Raw genomic sequence first — 22,778 nt, forward strand, 5'->3', positions numbered from 1 at the left:
TCAATGGTGTAATTCTAAATCCCTTCGGGTCATTTACAAAATGACTTCAAATCTTGTTTTATAAAACTATAAAAGAAATGTTTTATTTTATAGTTCAATACATAGCGCAAATTTTTCCAAATTGAAGTTTTAGACATACGGCCTTTTCCGTCAGACATTTGACTGATTTCACTGGTGAAGTCATAACGATCTAAAATAAGTGGAGGGTCAATGCCAAGTATATTAATCTCTTTTTCCCAATAGTGTTTCATATCAACATCTACTGGCCTAAAAATTGTTTTTGAATTGGCTAACAGCTTTTTTGCGCCTTCTAATGAGACAGCCTGAGCTAAAGTATTAATCGGTATTTTTTTATAATAAACTAAATCACGTGTATTAGTTATTTTATGACGTTTTACAATAGGGACTTTTCTTGAAGAGAATGCCATTCTTACATAATCCCAATTTTGCATCTGCTCAAAAACAGATTCAAACTCTTTAAAGTTACTATCTAACTTAAAATCATCTTCTAAAATAACCGCATAGTCTAACTTTTCATCTACTATTTTTTGCCAACATTTAATATGACTTAAATAGCACCCTATCTCACCTAGGCTTAACGGTTTTTTATAGTGTTTGTCATTTCTACTTTCATCATAAATTGTTTCAACTTCTTCCGTTGTCAAATCCTTACCGTATACACCAGGAATTCTTTCAAAATCTATATTGTATTTTTTCAGTTCATTTTGGCATAACTCTAAACGGTCGGTACTTTTGTCTAGATTTATCAAAAATACTTTAAACTTCATTTTACTTCCTTAGGGATATATGGTGTTTCTAAACGTTGAGCAACAGCTTCAAAATGTTCAATTTCATTGGTTAAGTTATTCCAACTTTGTGGTAACAAGTATTCCACTTTCATATAATTTAAAAACTTATTTACCAGCTCTTGATTAACCGAATGTTGCTCAATGGTTAGTAAAGTATTATTAAGCTGTAACTGATCTGCACAATGATAAACTAGGCCATCTATATTAAAAAACGCATTTCCCAAAGTGATCACATTTTTATTCAAAAGTAGGGATTCGATACCAACGGTTGAATTAATAGTGATCACCGCGAGTGAATTTTCGATAAGTGCCTGTGTATTATTTTCATTAGCAAAAATAATATCGCTGTTTTTATTATGCAAATCGACAAAACTACGTGGCCAGCTAGGATGTTCTTTAATCACAAACTTCACCTGTTTCCAGTCGGCTTGTTGCTGTAAAAAAGTTAATGCATTTTCTATCGATTGATAAAAAGACTCCATATCAGGTACCCAAGGCGAATGACAAACAATCTGTGTGTCATTTGGCACCTGAAATGGCACAAAAATATAACGTTCAGGTAGGGTAATTTCCGCCTTACTTACTTTTCGATTTTTATGTGCTTTTCTAGCAACCAATGTTTTATCTGCATCTTCAACTTTCCCTTGCCAGTTCAAATAAAAATTAGGATCTCGAGGCAACGAATTTACCGCATTAACACCTTTGCTATCAAGTACGGTTGTATTAGGTAACAATCCATTTTCAAACAGCATTGTTTCTTTACCCGCTGCTTGCGCGACGATATAAGGTGTTCTATTTGGCTGCTTCATACCATTCCAAATGACAACTGTTTCACATGGGTGATCAGCAAATAATTGAAAATAGAAGCTGGCTCTGGACTTTTCTCGAAAACGATAAAAGCAACACACTAAAAAATTTAAAAACTTAGAATGTTTTAATATTGGATGACGAACTTGCTTTCTTTTTAAGTGAACCTCGACCAAATCTGTGATGTTAAGTTGATTGACTTTTGACCACTGGCTAAACTTAGGTAACACAAAGGTTTTTAGTTTATGCAATTCAGCTCGCTCACCTAAATACGATATTAATTTTTTATAATAGCGGTAATGAGACGATTTTCGGGAGATAAACAAATATTGTTGTTTTTTATAATTTGATTTCAAAATAAATTAGCTCAATGATTTTCATTCTTTTAATCTTCGCCGATATTAGCGCAGTATTATCAAAAAGTTAATGAAATAGTAGATTTCAAAACAAAAGCCATTACACTATCATCAAATTTATAGTCATATTGATCTCTACTGTGCAAATAAAACTCATATTAATTCTCCTATATTTAACATCTTCTTTGGCTATTGCAGGAACCACTGCCTATTTGCCATTAAAGCAATCACCACAAATTGAACGTAAAGTGGATCAGCTATTTTTGCTGGCAAATATGTCATCATTAAAAAAGCCACTGGCAATTAATCAAGTACAAATAGCTTTAAAAAAGATATGTCCAATACAGCAAAGTTCAATCTGCGCAGATATTAAACATTACCTAAAAAGATACGAAGCTTCAGTATCTGTTGTAAATGCAAAATTAGCGATCCAACGTTCTAATAAGGTCGATGCTTCCTTAGCAAATCAACGTGGTATTGACTATGAGGCAGGTTATTATGCTTATATTACTGGTTACAGCCAATTAAGCGATTACATGTCAATCAGCGCAGGTGCTCAACTGAATGAACAACACACGACATTAGAGAACACTTACCTTTCAATCGGCACTGATTGGTTGCAACTTGACTTGGGCACTAAACCTCATTGGTTATCACCAATGGAAAACTCAGCAATGTTATTAAGCACTCACGCAGAAACGATTCCCACTCTTTCCATATCAAACTCAACGCCACTTTCTGATTTAGGCATTAGTTATGAACTGTTCGTGGGTGAGTTATCAGCATCAGATAATATTTATTACCAAAGTGAATATATTAGCGGAAAACCGATTATAACTGGGCTCCAACTTTCGATTTCTCCTTGGCAAGGGTTTAGCTTAGGAATAAATAGGTTATTACAATCCGGTGGTGGTGAACGAGGAAATAATTCACTTAATGACTTTTTTGGGGCTTTTTTTAACCCTACCACCAATGATAATACAGATGCAGATTTAACAGTAGATGAGCAATTTGGTAATCAAGCTGCGTCTATTGTCAGCCAGTTTACCTTCAGTGGTAAAACCCCTTTTTCTTTATATTTTGAATACGCAGGAGAGGATACAAGCCGAGATTATAACTATAAACTTGGTAACTCAGCACTGTCTGCTGGACTTTACATTCCTACCATTACAGAAAATATAGGATTACGCTTAGAGATATCTGAATGGCAAAATGGTTGGTATGTCCATCATGTCTATAAAGATGGTCTAACAAACCAAGGTAATATCATTGGCCATTGGGCTGCGGAATCACGTAATAGAGATTCTTCATTTTCAGGTGATGGTGTAGGTGCTTATAATATAATGACAAAATTGTATTGGCTCCAGCCAAATGGTGATGACATAACAATTACAGCGAGTATGACCGAAAATGAAAGTTATACCCAATATGATTATGATACTAGCTATCAATTAAAAGCAGATTGGATTAAAACTGTCGACAGTTACTTATGGGAGTCTTCATTTGAATATGGCAAAGACATATTTGGCGAATCTTACTTTTTAATTTCAACGTCAATTGCTTGGTAAATATTAAATGAAAAAAATATCTTTTATAATTAAAATTAGTTTACTCAGCTTTTTTTGTGGCCTTTTCTGTTTAACATCTTATGCTTCTGAATTACAAAGTACTGACAAAGAAAGCTTACCGTTCAATAATACTCAAGGTTACCAGCTCAGGATGGATTTTGGAGCGTCTGTATATTCGAGTAGATTATATGAGGCAATTCAACAAGAGATCCCTTCATTTAGTTCTGCTAAATTAGGACAGTATTTAGGTATTTCTGTGCAACAAGCCGTTTCACCTTCTAGTTCGATAGGTTCACGAATAGATATACAAGAGTTTGATGGTTCTATGTTACTCAACGTTAGAGCTCTTGATTATCATAGAACATTATCAGAATCATTTAAGGCTAATGCGTTTGTGGGAGCAGCGAGTTATCAATTTAGAACACCAGCTTATGGCTACAGTATGGGATTTGGTGTATTATATCGCCCTGCTGAATGGGGTAATTGGGGACTGCAATTTGAGGCTCAATACTTTGATACAATAGCTAGAGATAAACTTTCACCTGAAGATCCAACAGGACCAAGCTACGATGGGTTCGACTCTTTTTCAGCTTTTAAAGCTATCACTTTTGGTGTGAACTATTACTTTTAGTAATAAAATAATCAACTAGCAATACCTCAAAAAATAATGATTCAAAGCATGGAAATAAGTGGGAAATGAATTAAGTGATAAGTAAAAAAAACATAGCCATATTTATCGACAGTTTAGGCGGTGGTGGTGCTGAAAAAGTCATGTTAACGCTTGCCTCTGGCTTAAAATCAGCAGGTCATCAGGTACATTTTTTTTTATTAGAGTCTAGGATTGAATACACCCCTTCACAGGACTTCGCGGTTCACATTCTTTACAAGAATGTGAAACACCGCAAAAGTGCCAATATATTTAATATCCGACAAACCGTTGCAGATATGCAAACGCTAGTTCAAGACGTTACCAAAGAACATGGTGAATTTGATTTACACTTAGCTAATCTAGATCCAACTTGTAAAGTGTTATCTCGCTGTCATTTCAATAATACATTTTACATTTTGCATAATGCGATGGCACAAGAATTAAAGCGTGAAGCTAGACTTGGTCCAATAAAGTATTTGCGTAAAAAAAGAGAAAAAAGCTCTTACAATAATAAAAATTTAATTGCTGTATCTGATGGTGTAAAAAACGAAGCGCTTTCTGAGAAATATATTAAGCCTAAATCTGTTATTCGTATTTATAATCCAACAGATATATCAGAGATCACCCAATTAATATCTGAGTCAAATAATGATATTCCAAAGGAACCATATTTAATCCATGCAGGAAGAGTCGTTAAACAAAAACGTCATGACATATTGTTTCAAGCGCTTGCTTTGGTACCAGATATTAAATTAGTCCTTTTATGTAAGTACGACAAAAAAGCCAGAAAAATAGCAGCTAAATATGGCGTTGAAAATAGGATCATCACACCGGGGTTTCAAGAGAACCCATACAATTGGCTTGCAGGTGCAAAATTACTAGTTTCAAGTTCAGATTATGAAGGCCTTCCTACTACTCTAATTGAAAGTCTAACTTGCCAAACGCCTGTAGTAAGTACCAATTGTGATTATGGTCCAAGTGAAATACTCACAGGCGAGCAAGGTGAATTTTTAGTACCTTTAAATGATCCAAAAGCTCTAGCAAGCAAAATTATTCAAGCATTAAAATCACCGCCAAAAATTGACTTGGAACATATCCATCGACAATTCTCTATTGATTCTGCGGTTAAGGCTTATCTGGACTTAATTAAGTAGATACCTAAGTTATATAACCTATAACTTAGATATAAGACCTGTATTTTAGAAACTGCTAAAATACTTCTTTATCAATTATCGAGCTTTTTTTAATGGTTGAATTAACCTCTAGTGATTTTTTCTTAGCCGCTTTTGGCGGTATTCTCATCGGGATATCTGCTATCTTAATGCTTTATTTTATTGGCAGGATAGCCGGTATTTGTGGCATTACCTTTTCATTATTAGATTCCAACGAAATAAACAAACCTTGGCGTTGGGTATTTTTGCTGGGCCTAATACTCGGTCCTTTATTAGTCCATCAAATTTATAAACTCCCTATTCCAGATGCGCCAACAGACAATATTCCTTTGTTGATCCTTGCCGGTTTAATAACTGGATTTGGCACAAAACTGAGTAACGGTTGTACCAGCGGACACGGCGTTTGTGGTATCGCTCGGTTTTCGTCAAGATCCCTAGTGGCGACAATAACCTTTATGCTATTTGGATTTGTTTCTGTCTATGCCCTTAAACACCTTGTAGGATTGTAATGAAGACATTATTTAGCTATTTAATAATTTTATTAGCGGGCTTATTATTCGGTATAGGTTTAGCTATCTCAGGTATGAATGATACTCATGTTGTACAAGGTTTTTTAGACGTATTTGGTCAATGGGATAGTCGCTTAGTTTTTGTAATGTTAGCAGCATTAATCGTCACTATATTAACCTTCCCGCTTATCTTGAAGCGCCAGCGCCCTATATTTGATTTGTCATTTCACTTACCAAAGTTCAACCAGATAGATAAGAAACTAGTAATTGGTTCTTCGATGTTTGGCATAGGTTGGGGCTTAGTTGGGTATTGCCCAGGCCCTGCGATTGCCTCAATTAGTTACGGTTATTGGCAAACAGCAGTTTTTATTGTCAGCATGTTAATTGGTGCATTTATTTGTAATAAAACCACCAGCTAAGTTATTACTGAAACGCTCACTAAGGCTTAGCTTAAACTCACAGCAGCCCTCGTTCCGCAAAGCTCACCACTTCGTTATAACCGATAACAAAGTGGTCGAGTGTTCTAACATCAATAAGAGACAAGGCTTGCTTAAGTTTATTGGTGAGGTTTATATCGGCATTACTAGGCTCTGAAATTCCAGATGGATGATTATGGGCAAATATCACAGCGGCTGTTTTGTGCTTAATAACCGAGTCGACAACCACTCTTGGATATACAGCGGCAGCATCGATTGTACCGGTAAATAATACTTCATCATTAATGACTCTGTGCTGATTATCCAAATGTATAATCAAAAACTTTTCATAAGTTTCATCTCTTAACAATTGATGTAAATACGTTCTCACCACTTCTGGTGAGTCCAATACATTTTCTCGAAACATTGACTCTTGAAAGTAACGTTTAGACATTTCTAACACAGCTTGCAGCTGCACGAACTTAGCTTGCCCCATGCCCTTAGTTTGGCAAAAAGCACTTTCGTCAGCGTTAAATAATTGATTTAACGAACCAAAATGTTGGAGTACATGGGTAGCGAGACTAACAACATCCATCCCCACTACACCTGTGCGTAAAAATATAGCTAACAACTCCGCATCAGACAAAGAGTCAGCCCCTTGATTTAGCAACTTTTCTCTAGGTTTTAAATGTTGTGGCCAATGATTTAATGACATACTGCCTCCGTGCAATAATTGTTTTTATGATTTTACGTTAGTTAAGTTAAACATTATTGAGTTAAACAATGGTTTCCAAACTCGAAAAACGTTAAGGTATAGCCCTAAAAATTATAGTGTCCGTTTTCATTTTTACCAATATTGGCAACAAAAATATGACCATGATCTCCCAATTGAATTCTAATAAAAACATTCTCCTTATTATTACAGGCGGTATTGCTGCCTATAAAATGCCTGAATTTGTTCGCCGAATTAAAGAACATGACTGTAATGTAAAAGTCGTGATGACCTCAGGTGCTAAAGCTTTTATAACGCCATTAACATTACAAGCGGTTAGTGGTGAGCCTGTCTCAGAGGATTTATTAGACCCTCAAGCAGAAGCATCAATGGGGCACATAGAATTTGCTAAATGGGCTGATTTAATTGTAGTTGCACCTGCAACCGCCGATATGATCGCAAAAATGGCAACTGGTTTAGCCAACGACTTAGCAACTACCTTATTATTAGCAAGCTCGGCACCTGTCATTGTTTGTCCTGCAATGAATCAACAAATGTATGCTCATGCCGCCACTAAGCACAATCTGAATGTATTAACTCAGCGTGGTGTTGCTATTTGTGGTCCTGCAAGCGGAGAGCAGGCATGTGGTGATATAGGTTTAGGTCGTATGGTAGAACCGTCTTTCATTGTTGAAACCTGTGTGCAACACTTTGCTGCAGCACTGGACGTTTCTCCAACGGTAATTGCATTGCCTATCTGGAAAGGCAAAACAATTACAATTACAGCGGGTCCTACCCGTGAAGGTATTGATCCGGTTCGTTATATCTCTAATCACTCAAGTGGCAAGATGGGATTTGCGTTAGCACAAGCGGCTGAGCAACTTGGCGCTAAGGTTAATCTAATTGCTGGGCCCGTTAACTTAAACACGCCAGCTAACGTATCAAGAGTTGATGTAGTCAGTGCTTGTGAAATGCATAAAGCCAGTCTTGATTTAGCTAAAAACTCTGATGTATTTATTGCCTGTGCTGCAGTAGCCGATTACCGACCAGACAATGTAGCAACACAAAAAATCAAAAAAGATAATGATGTGATGCAAATAACCATGACCAAAAATCCAGATATTGTAAAAGATGTGGCAGCGTTAACGGCTCACCGCCCTTTTGTGGTTGGATTTGCCGCTGAAACTCAAGACGTAGAACAATACGCTAAGTCGAAGATGCAACGCAAAAACTTGGATATGATCTGTGCAAATGATGTATCAGTTTCAGGTCAGGGCTTTAATTCTGATCAAAATGCGCTTAAAGTATATTGGGATGATGGAAGTAAGGACTTACCTCTAGATAACAAAAATGCATTAGCTAAACATTTGTTATCGTTAATTCATCAAACATATAACCGCTAAAATTTAAATTCGAGGAACGTTATGCCAGCAGGAAAAAAAGGAAATCGTAAAGAGCAAATATTACAATGCCTTGCGGAAATGTTGGAAAGTCACTCAGGTCAACGTATTACTACTGCAAAATTAGCAGAAAAAGTAGGCGTATCTGAAGCTGCTTTGTACCGTCACTTTCCTAGTAAAGCCAGAATGTATGAAGGCTTAATTGAGTTTATTGAAGGCACGTTATTATCACGTATTAATATTATATTAGAAAAAGATAAATCTACGGAAGGTCGTATTTCTAATATGATGAAGCTTATTTTAGGTTTTTCTGAAATGAATCGCGGTATTACTGCAATTTTAACGGGCGATGCTTTAATGGGTGAACATGACCGTTTAAGAGAACGTATAGCAGCACTATTTGAAAAAATTGAAACTCAATTTAAACAGGTATTACGTGAGCGAAAATTACGAGAAGGTAAAACCTTCCCTATTGATGAAGCCGCTTTTGCTAATATGCTATTGGCTTATACTGAAGGAAAGATGAATCAATTTGTACGTTCAGGCTTTACTCGTAGCCCAATGGAAGGTTTTGATACTCAATGGAAAGGTTGGCAGCTTTTCTGGTAAAACACGCTAAATAAACAACATAAGCTCTCTCTATAAGAGAATAAAAGAGCTTATGGTTTTTTATCAACACAGCAAAATAAACACTAACGACTCTAGTTAGTAAAGGTTACATTCAACTCAGTACTTTTCTGCCCACTTGCCCAATACTTACGCTCAAATGGTGTCATTGCATTATCACTGGTATATTCAGTCACTATGGCTTTTACATTCATATGTGTAAGCGCTTGAGCAAACTCATTAATATAAATATCCCAATTACTTCTTACTGTGAGTTTTTCACTTAATAAAGGTATGTATTTAAATACCGGTGCGCCGTGCCATCGTCTTGGTAAGTGTTTACCTTTAGGCCAAGGATTTGGGTATAAAATATAATGATGTGCTATCGGCCAATTAGCCTCTGCAATTAATCGCCACAAGTCATTTAAGTCACCACGGATCAACATAAAGTTATTCACCTTTTGTTGAAAATGGTGCTCAGACTTATCAATTCTATGCTCAGATTTATCGATGCCAATCACCAACATATCTGGGTTATTAACGGCTAAATGGTAAGTACTTTCCCCTACTCCACAACAAGAATCTAAGATTAGCTTTCCATCTGGATTATCCAACAAAAACGCATTAACTTTAGTTTTAATTTCTGCAAAACCTGCCAAAGAGTAAGGTGCATACGGCTTTTTAAATTCAGAAGTTAAATGTTTATTTACTACCTTATCTAAATCGTCGTTAATGCCAATTTGGTTCGATGTAATACTTCTGGAGTTACCTTCAGTCATAAGATCTCATATTTACAGGGGGATAAAGAAAAACTCTGATTTAGTCCCCAAATGGTATGAATAAATCAGAGTTTGATGCGATTGATATCGCAGTATAAATCTAAACTTTTTTTACAAATTTAGTCAAAATAACAATTTTTTGTCCGTTAACTCGACCTTCAACATGCTCAGGATTTGAGGTTAACGAAATACCGCGAACTGTTGTACCTTGTTTTGCAGTAAAACCAGCGCCTTTAACTTGCAGATCTTTTATCAAATAAACGTTATCGCCAGCTGACAATTTAACACCGTTTGAGTCAAAGGCTTCAGCATCATCGTCAGACATTAAATGTGCAATACCAGATTCAGCCCATGCCTTTGCATCATCATCTAGATACATCATGTCTAATAAGTCTTGAGCCCAACCTTCACCAGCTTTCGTTAACACGCTCAGTTGTTGCCATGATAATACTTGAACCGCAGGAACTGTGCTCCACATACTGTCGTTTAAACAACGCCAGTGAGTAATATTTAATGGCTCTGAACCGCTTAACTGTGAAGAACATGTTGAACAAACTAAAACACAATCATCTGAATTTGAAGCGTCCTTTGGTGCAACAGCTTGCACTGTTAGCCCATCAGTTGAGCCGCATAACTCACACACATCATTACTTCTTTGTTTTAATGCTGATTCGATTGCCATGATAATCCTTAAAATAAACCTAGCTGAGCGTTAAGCTCAATTATATGAGGGCGGATTATGCCAATTTATGCGATAAATTTAAAGTATTAGCCTATTTTTGTCCGTAATAAAACCTAAATGCAGTTATAAAAACTGAATTAATTAGGAACTTGGGTTTTTACTACTTCCAATATTTCGGATACCCACTCCCCAATAAAAGGGATAAATTCGATTTGCGACAACAAATAAACTAATGCTGACAAAACAACGGTTGCACCTAAAACACTGCCTAAACCAAAGGCCACACCTTTAAGTAATTGGAACCATAAAAGCCGAGGGATCGAATTATACGCTTGCACAAACTTATGCTTATGGAATTTAGTTAATTGTTCATTAACCTTTTCAGTTTGAGCAAGAATTTGCTCCATTTGATGATGGGTTTCTTGTTGTGTACTTTGCTGTTGATTCTTTTGTGCTGGGTTTTCTGTAATAGCTCTTTCTATACTGGGATTTTCTGAATCAGTTATTTCAGTGCTAGCTTCTTTCGCTACATTTTCTGCTAATTCATCTGAAGCGTCTTTTGAAGCATCCTTAGGAGTTTGTTGCGTAACGTCGTTCATACTAATTTAATGTCCTATCCGTAATCTTGCTAATTAGATCAATTGCTATCACTTAGCAATATTCACTGCAATCTATGCTCTTTTATACCATTGTAGACATGATCTGTAATGACTAATTTATTTGTTTGGGAAAGTTTAATTGATTTTAACAAAGTACTGATGAATTTGAGCAGAGTTAGATGAAAGAAAAATTAAGAGATTCATTTAAGGTAAACAAATCTCTTTTTATTTATTTTTACTTTATAAATGATGAGGTTACGGCTGAACCTGAGGACGTACACCTAGCATATGACAAATAGCATACGTTAGCTCACTACGGTTTAATGTGTAAAAATGGAAATCTTTAACACCCTCTTTAGATAAGACTTTAACCATATCCATAGCAATAGACGCACCGACCATATTACGGGTTGTTGGGTCATTATCCAGTCCTTGAAAAGAATCGTGGATCCAATTAGGTACATTTACATTGGTTAAGCCTGCAAAGCGTTTTAACGTGTTAAAATTAGTTACTGGTAATATGCCTGGAATAATATCAGCTTCAATACCCGCAGCTGCACAGCGGTCTCTAAAGCGTAAATAAGTTTCTACATCAAAGAAAAATTGCGTGATAGCTCGGTTCGCGCCCGCATCAATTTTACGTTTTAAATTAATTAAGTCAGCTTGAGCATTACGAGCATCTGGATGCACTTCTGGATATGCAGCAACTGATATATCAAAATCAGCCACTGACTTTAATAACTCTACTAAGTCAGAACCATACATATGTGGTTTTGCTGAGTTATCTGGCAAGTCACCACGTAATGCAACAATATGACGAACGTCGTGTTTCCAATAATCTTTAGCAACTTGAATTAACTCTTCTTTACTGGCATCAATACAGGTTAAATGCGCAGCAGTAGATAAATTAGTATCTTGCTGAATACGTTTGATTACGTCATGAGTTCTATCACGTGTACCCGAGCCTGCACCATAAGTAACCGACACAAACTTTGGATTTAATGGTGTTAAACGCTCAATTGAATTCCAAAGAGTGGTTTCCATTGCTTCTGAGTTTGGTGGAAAAAATTCAAATGAAACATCAATTTTTCCTTTGATATCCAATAAGTTGTTATTTATTGACTCTAAGTGCTGTGCATTATGAAAACTCATTTCGCTCTCTCTAATTCTTGTTATGGTTGCTTGTCTCGTTGGAAATAGCCAACTGAGTTACAAATTTGTTTAAATCAATATTCACGGCTGTCGCGGTAACTATAGCTCCTGCGCCCGGACCTCGAATAATCAAAGGATTTTCGTTATAAAAGTCAGTTTTCAAAGTAAATACATTATCAGTTGGTGATAGCTGCGTCACGGCATTACTACTTGGTAATGACGTTAAACTTACAGACGTTAAAGCAACTTTATCCACAAAGCTTACTTTTGCTTGATAAACTAATTTCTGATTTTGCTGTGCGGCATTTGCAAATGTCTCAGCCATATAACTATCAATCTGATCTTTTTTACCCCAAAAGTCAGCTAAACTGCCTTCTAAGAACGTCTCTGGTAATAATGGTTTTACATCAATATCATCTAAATTAATGATATAACCTGCTAATCTAGCTAAAATTAGTAGCTTTTTTTGAACATCTGCACCAGATAAATCATCTCTTGGATCAGGCTCAGTAAACCCAGCATCTCGAGCTTGTTTTATTAAATCGGTGAAACTTGTTTTACCGTCATAATTAACCAACAAATAAGATAAGCTACCAGAAAAAACACCACTGATAGATAATATTCGATCGCCTGCTTGAATCAACTCAACTAAACTCGACTGTATAGGCAAAGCGGCGCCAACCGTGGCATTTATTCCCCAGTAACAAGCATTAGTTTTTAACAAACTTATCAAACGTTTATATCTTTCAGAAGAAACCGTTCCCGGTATTTTATTGGCTGAAATAATGTTCCAACCTAATGCAGCAAATTCAGGATAGCTCAGGGTGATATCTTGGCTCGCTGTAACATCTATAATCACTATATTGTCTAAGTTAGCTTGTGTTACTTTTTCCGTTAACCCAGATAGATTTCCACTTACCGAATTTTTAGAAAACTCATTAAATTCATCAACACTTAAACCTGCAAGATTAAGTAAGTATTTTGTTGAATTAGCCACCGCGATTAAATTAACAATAACCGTGTCAGCATAACGCGCTTTTTGCTCTTCAAATAAAGATAACCAAGCATTGCCAACATTACCTTTACCCAGTAAAACAATATTTACTTGTGCTAATTTTTTTCCTACCGCTTTGTTTACCATAACGCCGCCAATGCAGGACTTAACCGGCAAGTAGCAGAAACGTCTTCATCGCTTAAACTTTCTTGTACTATAGATGTTTCACCGTCTGCACAAAATCCACTTGAGTGCTTAATATTGTCCAATGAATCCAGTGCATTTACTAAATCATTAATTAAGTCGCCTTTTGCTTCAATACCAACCGACAGTCTAATAAGTTGCGGGGTTATTCCGGCTTCTTTTTGTGCTTCTGCATCCATAGCGGCATGCGTCATATTAGCTGGATGACAGATCAAACTTTCCGTACCACCTAATGATTCAGCTAAAGTAAATAAATTGAATTGCTTTACAAAAGCATCTATTTGGCTAGCACTGGCATTAATTTCAAAACTAACCATACCACCATGATATTTATGCTGACGCTTAGCTAAGTGGTGATCTGGATGCTGAGGTAACCCAGGATAATTTACTGTGGTGACATTTTTATGTGCTAACAAGATTTCCGCTATAGCTTGAGCATTTTCACTGTGTTGTTTAATTCTAATTGGTAATGTTCTTATGCCGCGTAAAATTAAATAACTATCAAATGGCGCGCCTGTGACTCCAGTATTATTTGCCCACCAACGAACTTGCTCATGGGTTTCTTCATCCGCCGAAATAACCGCACCAGATACTACATCGCTGTGACCGTTAAGATATTTAGTACTAGAGTGCACAACAATGTCTGCACCTAATGCTAAAGGAGACTGACCTAGCGGAGATAAGAAGGTGTTATCCACCACCACTTTTGCTTTAACTTGCTTAGCTACTTGGCAAATATGTTCAATGTCAGTTAAGCGTAATAAAGGATTACTTGGAGTTTCTAACCAGATCATTTGTGGTTTGGTTTGAATAAGTTGTTTGTCTAAGTCATCAGCATAAAAGTCTAACCAAACCAGATTAAATCCGCCACGCTTAGCTAGACTTGTAAATAAACGGTGTGTACCGCCGTAACAGTCTTTTGGTGCAACCAAAGTGTCTTGTGGTGTTAGCAGTTGTAGTACTAAGTTAATTGCCGCCATGCCAGATGAGGTAACCACCGCACCTTTACCACGTTCTAATTCAGTAAGTGCTTGAGCTAATAAGTCTCTGGTTGGGTTTCCACCGCGACTATAATCAAAGCTAGGTTTGTTAGTTATAGTGTCAAACTCAAAGTTAGTGGCCAAATAAATTGGGGCAACAACAGAATTATGATTTGTATCAGAATTCAATCCAGATTGAACTGCTATTGTGGCAGCATCAAGATTGGTTAATAACTCGTTTGACATGTTTAACTCAGACTTTTATACGTTTAGATGGCTAAACTATAACCCGATAATTATTATTGTCAACCATCTAGACGTCTAAACTTTTAGAATGCGATAATTGACTAAATAAATAAATTCAATACAATTTCACCGTCTTAAAAATTTAGCACATCAGTTATTACATTATTAATAGCTGAATTCAAAACTAATAGGTTTGTTATGGCAAAGTGGAATGGTGAATATATTCACCCATATGCAGAGCATGGAAAAAAATCTGAGCTAGTAAAAAAGATCACAGTATCTATCCCGCTCAATGTTTTAAAGGTGTTGACGGATGAACGAACTCGTCGTCAAGTTCAAAATCTTAGGCATGCAACCAACAGTGAATTATTATGTGAAGCATTTTTACATGCTTTTACTGGGCAACCATTACCAGCAGATAATGATTTAATGAAAGAAAATCCAGAGCAAATTCCAGAAGAAGTAAGAAACATTCTTATTAAAATGGGCAAAGAAATTCCAACAATTGAAGAATAATTCAAATAAAACATAATTTATTTTATTTTTTTTCAAATAAAAAACCGCAGTATTTAATTACACTGCGGTTTTTTTATACCTGTATTTCACAAGTACCTTTTTAAACTACTTATTTAAACATTTAGCTTAAATCCTAGAAACACCAGATTTTATCGCGGCATCAGACACGGCTTTTGATACTCGCTCTAATAAACGCGGATCCATCGGTTTTGGAATGATATAACCTTTACCAAAAGTTAACTCCTTCACGTTTGATGCTTTTAATACTTCTTCAGGCACAGGCTCTTTTGTTAGTTGTCTTATCGCTTCCACTGCTGCAATCTTCATTTCATCATTAATCACAGTTGCTCTTACATCTAAGGCCCCACGGAAAATGAATGGAAAACACAGCACGTTATTAACCTGATTTGGGTAATCTGAGCGTCCTGTTGCCATAATTAAATCGTCACGAACTGACATAGCCAGTTCTGGTTTAATTTCTGGATCTGGATTTGAGCAAGCAAAAACCACCGGATTTGGCGCCATTAGTTTTAATGCTTCAGCTGTTAGTAAGTTTGCGCCTGATACGCCGACAAATACATCAGCACCTTCGATGGCATTTTCTAACGTGCGTTTGTCTGTGTTATTAGCAAACAGCATTTTATATTCATTTAAATCAGTGCGTCTGGTATGAATAACCCCTTTGCGATCTAACATATAAATACGTTCTCTTTGGGCTCCACATTTTATCAGGAGTTCCATACATGCGATGGCCGCAGCCCCAGCGCCTAAGCAAACAATAGTGCACTCATGGATGCTTTTACCTTGGATTTCCAACGCGTTTAACATTCCAGCACTAGTAACGATTGCCGTACCGTGTTGATCATCATGAAATACAGGCACATTGCAGCGACGAATTAACTCTTTTTCAATTTCAAAGCACTCTGGTGCTTTAATATCTTCTAAATTAATTCCACCAAATGAGTCGGCAATACAGGCAACTGTATTAATAAACTCATCTGTAGTGTTGTGGGTTACTTCAATATCAAACGAGTCAATATTCGCGAATCGTTTAAACAGTAGTGCTTTACCTTCCATTACGGGTTTAGACGCTAAAGGACCAAGATCCCCCAAGCCTAAAATAGCCGTGCCATTTGTGATCACAGCAACGGTATTACCTTTGGCTGTATATTTGTAAGCATTATTTGGATCTAATGCAATTTCCCTTACAGGCTCAGCAACTCCTGGACTATAAGCTAGCGCTAAATCATCAACTGTCTCAGCTGATGTGGTCAAGGATACTTCTATTTTCCCAGGCTTTGGAAACTGGTGATACTCCAATGCTCTTTTTTTCAAATCAGACATTTTTATTATTTTCCTGATATCTAGCTAATTAAAGCAATAATTTAATTATTTAATCTCAGTTGTAGGACTAAGTTATCTACAACTAACATTAACGGACTTTATATTAGAGTTAATGTACTACTAAAGTCACACAGACAAAACCTTATGCTAGTAATAAGATATAAGGTTTACTGCTGTTCATACCAGTTATATGTAATTTAACAACATTTAGCATCAATTTAGACATTTAAATTCAACCTACAAGTTTTATAAATGAATACAATTAACCTATACTTGATAAATTATTAGCACAATTAAAAACAAGATAGCTCTATTTTAATACACAGAGGATATTTCATCAGAAAAGAAGTTTGTTAGTTAATAACAACAAAATGAAGAAAGTGTGAGGGAATAAATATTTTACCGCAGGCATAAAAAAAGCATCTTTCGATGCTTTTTTTGTATATTAGGCAATAATTACTTTTTGCCAAGCATACCAAAACGATTCTTGAACTTATCAACACGGCCACCAGTAGTAGCTTCTCTTTGTTGACCAGTATAGAAAGGGTGACACGCAGAACATACGTCTAAGTGTAAATCTTTACATACTGTTGAACGAGTTACGAATTTGTTGCCACATGAACAAGATACGTTAATTTCTTCGTACTGTGGATGAATGTCTTTTTGCATGGGAATACCTCATTGGGCCGTATCGCCATCCGGTCATTGCCGAATACCATACGAAGTTAAATAAAATTTCGAGCGCGCATTATAATGGGTATCGTCCAAAGATCAAGCGATACCAATGTAAAAATCAAAGATAATTCAATTATCGACGACGCTTCTTGTTTTTCCCTCGAGCTTCTATTATTTTTTCCACTTGTTCAGGGTTTAAATAGATGCTGCTACCTGGATAAGGCTGGCCAAACTGATAAATCCAGCTTTTTGGTTGAAACTCAACAATAAGTCTATTCACTCTATTGCACAGTTTAACTTTAGGACGAAAACCAAGTCGACTTTCATACTCTTTTAAGTAATCATGGTCCACTTGTTCAAACGCAAGAATACAATAACCTTCAGTAGAATAGGTTCTTGCTTCTTTTGCATATATGTTAACATTCACGCTTAAAATTAAGCATGAAAATATAAATTTATACATAGTGGGTAAAGATAATTTCATCTGTTTTTACTATTTGTAGTTACGTAAATCCTAGCAAAAGTAAGTGATTGCCTTTGTTTTGTCAACTTATCCATTTGGGTTATAGAGTGTAATGTCTTTATTTAACAATCAAGTTCTACAAGTAGCCTTACCTCTTCCATTGCGGAAACTTTTTGACTACCTCTATTTAGAGCCAACAACAGATACCCAAGAAAACAATAAACCACAACAAGGTCAAAGAGTAATAGTACCTTTTGGGCGCCAGACTTTAGTTGGTGTTGTGATCAAGGTTACTGATGAATCAGAATATCCAATTGAAAAACTTAAACCAATTAAAGCACTGATAGAAAATGAAAGTAGCTTTAATACCCAGCAATTAAACTTATTACACTGGGCTGCTGATTATTACAAACACCCAATAGGCGAAGTTTTCGCTTCTGCGTTACCTGGCATTTTACGTGAAAATAAAACCATCGCTCAATTAGCACCTCAAGCTCTAGTGCTATCTGGTGATAAAAGCATTGATGAGCAGTTATCTAAAAATGCGACGCAGTTGCACAAGTTACTCACTTTACTAAAACAAGGCAGTTACACTCGCGCTGAATTAACAGTTGCCGATGTTAAGTCCACCAGCATTAAACGTTTTGTTGATGAAGGTTGGGCAAATTGGCAAGCAATGCCAGCTAACGTTAAAAATGTAACAGCTGATGATGTTTCCGGTCAGTTATCACTTAATACTGAACAAGCAATAGCAGTTTCTGCCATTAATAGCTCATCAGCGAGTAACAGCCCATCCAGTTGCTTTTTACTCGATGGCGTTACCGGCAGTGGTAAAACTGAAGTTTATTTACAGGCAATTGAACATGTTTTATTAAAGCAGCAGCAAGTACTTGTCTGTGTGCCGGAAATAGGATTAACACCACAAACAATTAGCCGATTCAAACAACGCTTTAATTTAGATGTCGAGCTTTGGCATTCTGGTATGACAGACAAGCAAAGATTTAACACTTGGTATAAAGCCCGCAACGGGCAAGCCAAAATCGTTATTGCAACACGCTCTGGTGTATTTTTACCTTTTGCTGATTTGGGCATGATAGTTATTGATGAAGAGCATGACGCATCATTTAAACAGCAAGAAGGTTTTAAATATCATTGTCGCTCTCTTGCTTTGTATCGAGCTAAACTCGCTAATGTTCCAGTTATATTAGGCTCAGCTACACCAAGCCTAGAAACCTTACAAAATGCCTTAGTGGGTAAATTTCACCATTTGGAATTAAAAAGTCGGGCTGCTGGTAGTCAATTACCAACAATGAAATTGTTAGACCTAAATCAATGCCGAGTAGACTCAGGAATTGGTGAGCCATTGCTTGCAAAAATAAAGCAATGTTTAGCGGCAAAACAACAAGTTATGTTGTTTATAAATCGCCGAGGTTTTGCTCCTGTACTAATGTGCGAAGAATGTCGTTGGTTAACTGAATGCTCAAGGTGTAGCAGCTTCACTACCTTTCATAAAAGTAAAAACCTGCTAATTTGTCATCATTGTGGCGATCAACAACCAACCGTACACCAATGTGGAGGTTGTGGCTCCACTCGTTTATCAACGGTTGGTGTTGGTACAGAACAATTACATTTAGCCTTACAAGACGCCATTCCTGATTTCCCGGTAATACGTTTGGACAGGGACAGCACAAGTAAAAAAGGCGACTTTGAAGCTATATTGGAGAAAATTAATAAAGGTGAGCCTTCAATTATTGTTGGCACGCAAATGGTTGCCAAAGGCCACCACTTCCCAAATGTTAGTTTAGTCGGGATTGTTGATGTGGATGGTTCGCTATTTAGCAGTGACTTTAGAGCACCAGAAAAGCTAGCTCAATTAATAGTACAAGTAAGCGGACGCGCTGGTAGAGGAAGTATAAAAGGTGAAGTTTGGCTACAAACAAAGTTCCCAGAACATCCAGTGATCCAAGATTTAGTTAATAATAAATATTCAGACTTTGCTAGCTTTGCATTAACAGAACGTGAAATGTTAAGTTTACCGCCATATTCTTATCAAGCACTTATCCGTGCAGAAGCCACTAATGAAGAATATGCTAGCCATTGGCTACAATCTATAAGCCCGCACTTAAATCAATTTAAAGACTTATTAGTGCTAGGACCAAGTCCAGCACCAATGACAAAAAAGGCTGGTAAGTTTAGACACATGCTAACGATTCAATGTAAATCACGACCTTATTTACATAAAGTAGTAGATTGGTTAATTGAAAACTTGGATACTGTGCAAAAGGATAATAGAATTCGCTGGTCAATTGACATAGATCCTCTGGATTTAAGTTAACCAATTTTTAAATTAAGGTTCCCCTCCCAATATGAAAAATAAAGATTACGTAAGCCAAAATAAAAACAAAAGACAGCCTAGACGAAGTTCTAAAGCAAGAGAAACTAGACCATTCCCAGTGTTTAAATTATCTATAATTTTAGTAGCTGTATTTGGCTTTGCTTATTTTCTATCTCAAATCGATGGCGGGTCATCTACCGGTGTTGTTGAACAAGAGCAAAAAACAACAAAGAAAACCAAACAAACCTTACCACCACCGCCGGAAGACGAAGAGTGGCAGTTCATTGAAGAGTTAGAAAACAAACAAGTAAAAGTCAGTACTGAAGAGTTAGAGGATAAAGGTCCATATATAGTGCGCTGCACAACGGTTCGTTCAAAAGAACGTGCAGAGGCTTTAAAAGCTAAAATAGCTTTTGCAGGATTTGAATCTAAAGTAAAAGAATATAAAGGCACTTCAGGACTTTGGTATCGTGTTGACTTAGGCCCTTATGAGAAAAAGCGCACCGCAGAAAAAACACGACATGAACTTAAACGTAACGGCATTCATGGTTGTTTGTTTAGATAATATCTAAAGGTTAGAACGGTTTAAGCACTTAATTTACGAATATTAAGTCTTAAACTGTTTTACCAATTAATTTTAAATTCCCAAAAAAGGTGAAAGCCTTTTATCAAATGTCTCTTTTTAATTACGCTCTCCCTCGCTAAATCAAAAAATTTATACTCACTATTAAACTGCCAGACTTGAATTCAAAGAAAAAACCATTACATACATCGTAATCTAAGTTTTTAGGAATGTGTAATGACTACTATCGTATCAGTTCGTCGTGGTAATAATGTTGTATTAGGTGGAGACGGACAAGTCTCACTTGGTAATACAGTCATGAAAGGTAATGCTGTAAAAGTAAGACGTTTATATAAAGATAAAGTTATTGCTGGATTCGCTGGCGGCACCGCCGATGCATTCACTTTATTTGAAAAATTTGAAGCTAAATTAGAAATACATAAAGGGCACTTAACCAAAGCAGCCGTTGAGTTAGCAAAAGATTGGCGTACCGATAAAATGTTACGCAAATTAGAGGCCTTACTCGCCGTAGCTGATGAAACTGCATCGCTTATTATCACGGGTAATGGTGATGTTATTCAGCCTGAAAATGATTTAATTGCTATAGGTTCGGGCGGTCCATTTGCTCAAGCTGCTGCAACTGCGTTAATGGAAAATACTGAACTATCAGCCAGAGAAATTGTAGAAAAAAGTTTAAACATTGCCGGCAATATTTGCGTTTACACTAATAACAATTTAACTATCGAAGAATTATAGAATTTTAAAAGGTGATCAAATGTCAGCAATGACCCCAAGAGAGATCGTTCACGAGTTAGACCAACATATTATCGGTCAAAATGATGCGAAACGAGCTGTAGCAATAGCCCTTAGAAATAGATGGCGTCGTATGCAACTTGATGCAGAATTACGTGCTGAAGTAACACCTAAAAATATCCTAATGATAGGCCCTACTGGTGTTGGTAAAACCGAGATTGCTCGTCGCTTAGCAAAATTAGCTCATGCACCGTTTATAAAAGTTGAAGCAACTAAGTTCACAGAAGTTGGTTATGTAGGTAAAGAAGTTGAATCAATTATTCGCGACTTAATTGAAGTATCAATTAAATTGACCCGCGAAGTCGCAATGAAAAAAAATAAGCACAAAGCTGAAGAAACAGCGGAAGAGCGTATTTTAGATGCTTTATTACCAAAACCGCGTGATTCATTTGGTCAAGATATTCAATCTGAAGATCCAGAAAGTTCAACTCGCCAAGTGCTACGTAAACGTTTACGCCAAGGTGAGTTAGACGATAAAGAAATTGAAATTGATGTTGCCCAAAAAGAAATTGGCGTAGAGATCATGGCACCTCCAGGGATGGAAGAAATGACATCTCAATTACAAGGCATGTTCCAAAACTTATCGGGTGATAAAACTAAACCTCGTAAGTTAAAGGTTAAAGTCGCGCTGAAAATGTTAATTGACGAGGAATCTGCCAAGTTAGTTAATAACGACGATTTAAAAGAACAAGCTATTGAAGCCGCTGAACAAAACGGCATAGTATTTATTGATGAAATAGATAAAATCTGTAAACGTGAAGGTGCAAACAGTGCTGATGTTTCCCGTGAAGGTGTGCAACGAGACTTACTGCCTTTAGTGGAAGGCAGTACAGTTTCCACTAAATACGGTATGGTAAAAACCGATCACATGTTGTTTGTCGCATCAGGTGCATTCCAGATGAGCAAACCGTCTGATTTAATTCCTGAACTGCAAGGTCGTTTACCTATCCGTGTTGAGTTAAGTGCATTAACACCGGAAGACTTTGAACGTATCTTAACAGAGCCTAATGCTTCATTAACTGAACAATATATTGCTTTACTGGCTACTGAAGGATTAAGCATTGAGTTTACGAAAGACGGTATTAAAGAGATTGCTCAAGTTGCATTTAAAGTTAATGAACGTAGCGAGAATATTGGTGCACGACGTTTACACACAATTTTAGAACGTTTAATGGAAGAGATTTCATTTACCGCATCTGAAAATAGCGGAAGCACAGTTGTAATTGATCAAACTTTTGTTAAAGACAATCTTGATGAAATTGTTGAAGACGAAGATTTAAGTAAGTTTATTCTTTAACATTATCAATATAGTTTCTTAATAGTTACTTAACAAAATAAAAAGCCCGATAACTCGTAATGCCGATCAGTTAAGAAATATTTAACGATCCATTGACCGATCTTTTGAATAGTTCAAAATCCGATATCAATTA

The 22,778-nt window shown here is 36.4% G+C and carries 24 protein-coding genes; 12 read left to right on the forward strand and 12 right to left on the reverse strand.

Annotation, left to right across the window (positions count from 1 at the left end; all coding sequences use genetic code 11):
- Positions 1-29: 29 nt before the first annotated feature.
- Entirely contained in the window at positions 30-788 is a 759-nt protein-coding gene (locus tag Q0940_RS15145; protein ID WP_299270349.1) for a glycosyltransferase family 25 protein, read from the reverse strand.
- A complete protein-coding gene (locus Q0940_RS15150; protein ID WP_299270352.1) occupies positions 785-1,867 on the reverse strand; it encodes a capsular biosynthesis protein in 1,083 nt (360 codons plus the stop codon). Before Q0940_RS15150 ends, Q0940_RS15145 begins: the two co-directional genes overlap by 4 nt.
- Positions 1,868-2,184: 317 nt before the next feature.
- Here Q0940_RS15150 and Q0940_RS15155 point away from each other — a divergent pair, with 317 nt between their 5' ends.
- The 5 genes from Q0940_RS15155 to Q0940_RS15175 all read left to right on the forward strand — a co-directional run bounded on the left by Q0940_RS15155 (position 2,185) and on the right by Q0940_RS15175 (position 6,289).
- Positions 2,185-3,540, forward strand: coding sequence for a capsule assembly Wzi family protein (locus Q0940_RS15155; protein ID WP_299270355.1), 1,356 nt, complete (start codon positions 2,185-2,187; stop codon positions 3,538-3,540).
- A 7-nt stretch (positions 3,541-3,547) separates the two neighbouring features.
- Entirely contained in the window at positions 3,548-4,171 is a 624-nt protein-coding gene (locus Q0940_RS15160) for a hypothetical protein (RefSeq protein ID WP_299270357.1), read from the forward strand.
- A 74-nt stretch (positions 4,172-4,245) separates the two neighbouring features.
- On the forward strand, positions 4,246-5,343 hold the full coding sequence (locus Q0940_RS15165) for a glycosyltransferase (protein WP_299270358.1): 1,098 nt from the start codon (positions 4,246-4,248) through the stop codon (positions 5,341-5,343).
- A gap of 92 nt (positions 5,344-5,435) precedes the next feature.
- On the forward strand, positions 5,436-5,870 hold the full coding sequence (locus tag Q0940_RS15170) for a YeeE/YedE thiosulfate transporter family protein (protein WP_299270361.1): 435 nt from the start codon (positions 5,436-5,438) through the stop codon (positions 5,868-5,870).
- Complete coding sequence (locus Q0940_RS15175) at positions 5,870-6,289, forward strand: DUF6691 family protein (RefSeq protein WP_299270364.1); 420 nt, start codon at positions 5,870-5,872, stop codon at positions 6,287-6,289. Before Q0940_RS15170 ends, Q0940_RS15175 begins: the two co-directional genes overlap by 1 nt.
- A gap of 37 nt (positions 6,290-6,326) precedes the next feature.
- Here the strand turns inward: Q0940_RS15175 and radC are convergent, their stop codons facing one another.
- Positions 6,327-7,001, reverse strand: coding sequence for a DNA repair protein RadC (gene radC, locus Q0940_RS15180; RefSeq protein ID WP_105050868.1), 675 nt, complete (start codon positions 6,999-7,001; stop codon positions 6,327-6,329).
- A 155-nt stretch (positions 7,002-7,156) separates the two neighbouring features.
- Here radC and coaBC point away from each other — a divergent pair, with 155 nt between their 5' ends.
- Positions 7,157-8,401, forward strand: a complete 1,245-nt coding sequence (gene coaBC / locus Q0940_RS15185) for a bifunctional phosphopantothenoylcysteine decarboxylase/phosphopantothenate--cysteine ligase CoaBC (protein ID WP_299270369.1) — start codon at positions 7,157-7,159, stop codon at positions 8,399-8,401.
- Positions 8,402-8,422: 21 nt separating this feature from the next.
- The gene (slmA, locus tag Q0940_RS15190) at positions 8,423-9,007 is read left to right on the forward strand and encodes a nucleoid occlusion factor SlmA (protein ID WP_299270371.1); all 585 of its coding nucleotides are present in this window, start codon (positions 8,423-8,425) and stop codon (positions 9,005-9,007) included.
- A gap of 92 nt (positions 9,008-9,099) precedes the next feature.
- Here the strand turns inward: slmA and Q0940_RS15195 are convergent, their stop codons facing one another.
- The 6 genes from Q0940_RS15195 to metB all read right to left on the reverse strand — a co-directional run bounded on the left by Q0940_RS15195 (position 9,100) and on the right by metB (position 14,640).
- Positions 9,100-9,783: a methyltransferase domain-containing protein gene (locus Q0940_RS15195; protein WP_299270374.1), complete on the reverse strand. Its 684-nt coding sequence runs from the start codon at positions 9,781-9,783 to the stop codon at positions 9,100-9,102.
- Between the two features lie 100 nt (positions 9,784-9,883).
- Complete coding sequence (locus Q0940_RS15200; protein WP_299270377.1) at positions 9,884-10,465, reverse strand: PhnA domain-containing protein; 582 nt, start codon at positions 10,463-10,465, stop codon at positions 9,884-9,886.
- Between the two features lie 137 nt (positions 10,466-10,602).
- On the reverse strand, positions 10,603-11,064 hold the full coding sequence (locus Q0940_RS15205; protein WP_299270380.1) for a DUF5665 domain-containing protein: 462 nt from the start codon (positions 11,062-11,064) through the stop codon (positions 10,603-10,605).
- Between the two features lie 255 nt (positions 11,065-11,319).
- A complete protein-coding gene (gene metF / locus Q0940_RS15210; RefSeq protein WP_299270384.1) occupies positions 11,320-12,216 on the reverse strand; it encodes a methylenetetrahydrofolate reductase in 897 nt (298 codons plus the stop codon).
- A 10-nt stretch (positions 12,217-12,226) separates the two neighbouring features.
- Positions 12,227-13,357 (reverse strand): aspartate kinase, encoded by a 1,131-nt coding sequence (locus Q0940_RS15215; RefSeq protein WP_299270387.1) that lies wholly within the window; start codon positions 13,355-13,357, stop codon positions 12,227-12,229.
- A complete protein-coding gene (metB, locus tag Q0940_RS15220; RefSeq protein WP_299270389.1) occupies positions 13,351-14,640 on the reverse strand; it encodes a cystathionine gamma-synthase in 1,290 nt (429 codons plus the stop codon). The genes Q0940_RS15215 and metB overlap by 7 nt, the downstream gene beginning before the upstream one ends.
- Positions 14,641-14,838: 198 nt before the next feature.
- Between metB and metJ the strand changes: the two genes are divergently transcribed.
- On the forward strand, positions 14,839-15,156 hold the full coding sequence (gene metJ / locus Q0940_RS15225) for a met regulon transcriptional regulator MetJ (protein ID WP_299270391.1): 318 nt from the start codon (positions 14,839-14,841) through the stop codon (positions 15,154-15,156).
- A 126-nt stretch (positions 15,157-15,282) separates the two neighbouring features.
- Here the strand turns inward: metJ and Q0940_RS15230 are convergent, their stop codons facing one another.
- From Q0940_RS15230 to Q0940_RS15240, 3 genes are all read right to left on the reverse strand, one after another.
- Entirely contained in the window at positions 15,283-16,500 is a 1,218-nt protein-coding gene (locus Q0940_RS15230) for a malic enzyme-like NAD(P)-binding protein (RefSeq protein ID WP_299270394.1), read from the reverse strand.
- A 456-nt stretch (positions 16,501-16,956) separates the two neighbouring features.
- Positions 16,957-17,169 carry a 50S ribosomal protein L31 gene (gene rpmE / locus Q0940_RS15235; protein ID WP_105050878.1) on the reverse strand — a complete coding sequence of 71 codons (213 nt, stop codon included), beginning with the start codon at positions 17,167-17,169 and terminating at the stop codon, positions 16,957-16,959.
- A 139-nt stretch (positions 17,170-17,308) separates the two neighbouring features.
- Positions 17,309-17,659, reverse strand: coding sequence for a hypothetical protein (locus Q0940_RS15240; RefSeq protein ID WP_299270399.1), 351 nt, complete (start codon positions 17,657-17,659; stop codon positions 17,309-17,311).
- Between the two features lie 91 nt (positions 17,660-17,750).
- Here Q0940_RS15240 and priA point away from each other — a divergent pair, with 91 nt between their 5' ends.
- The 4 genes from priA (at position 17,751) to hslU (ending at position 22,645) form a co-directional block, all read left to right on the forward strand.
- Positions 17,751-19,973, forward strand: coding sequence for a primosomal protein N' (gene priA, locus Q0940_RS15245; protein ID WP_299270401.1), 2,223 nt, complete (start codon positions 17,751-17,753; stop codon positions 19,971-19,973).
- A 31-nt stretch (positions 19,974-20,004) separates the two neighbouring features.
- Positions 20,005-20,538 (forward strand): SPOR domain-containing protein, encoded by a 534-nt coding sequence (locus Q0940_RS15250; protein ID WP_299270404.1) that lies wholly within the window; start codon positions 20,005-20,007, stop codon positions 20,536-20,538.
- A gap of 234 nt (positions 20,539-20,772) precedes the next feature.
- The gene (gene hslV / locus Q0940_RS15255) at positions 20,773-21,291 is read left to right on the forward strand and encodes an ATP-dependent protease subunit HslV (RefSeq protein WP_299270407.1); all 519 of its coding nucleotides are present in this window, start codon (positions 20,773-20,775) and stop codon (positions 21,289-21,291) included.
- Between the two features lie 19 nt (positions 21,292-21,310).
- The gene (gene hslU, locus Q0940_RS15260) at positions 21,311-22,645 is read left to right on the forward strand and encodes an ATP-dependent protease ATPase subunit HslU (protein ID WP_299270410.1); all 1,335 of its coding nucleotides are present in this window, start codon (positions 21,311-21,313) and stop codon (positions 22,643-22,645) included.
- Positions 22,646-22,778: the final 133 nt, after the last annotated feature.

The organism is uncultured Psychrosphaera sp. (genome assembly GCF_947500655.1).
In the GTDB taxonomy this organism is placed as follows: Bacteria; Pseudomonadota; Gammaproteobacteria; order Enterobacterales; family Alteromonadaceae; genus Psychrosphaera.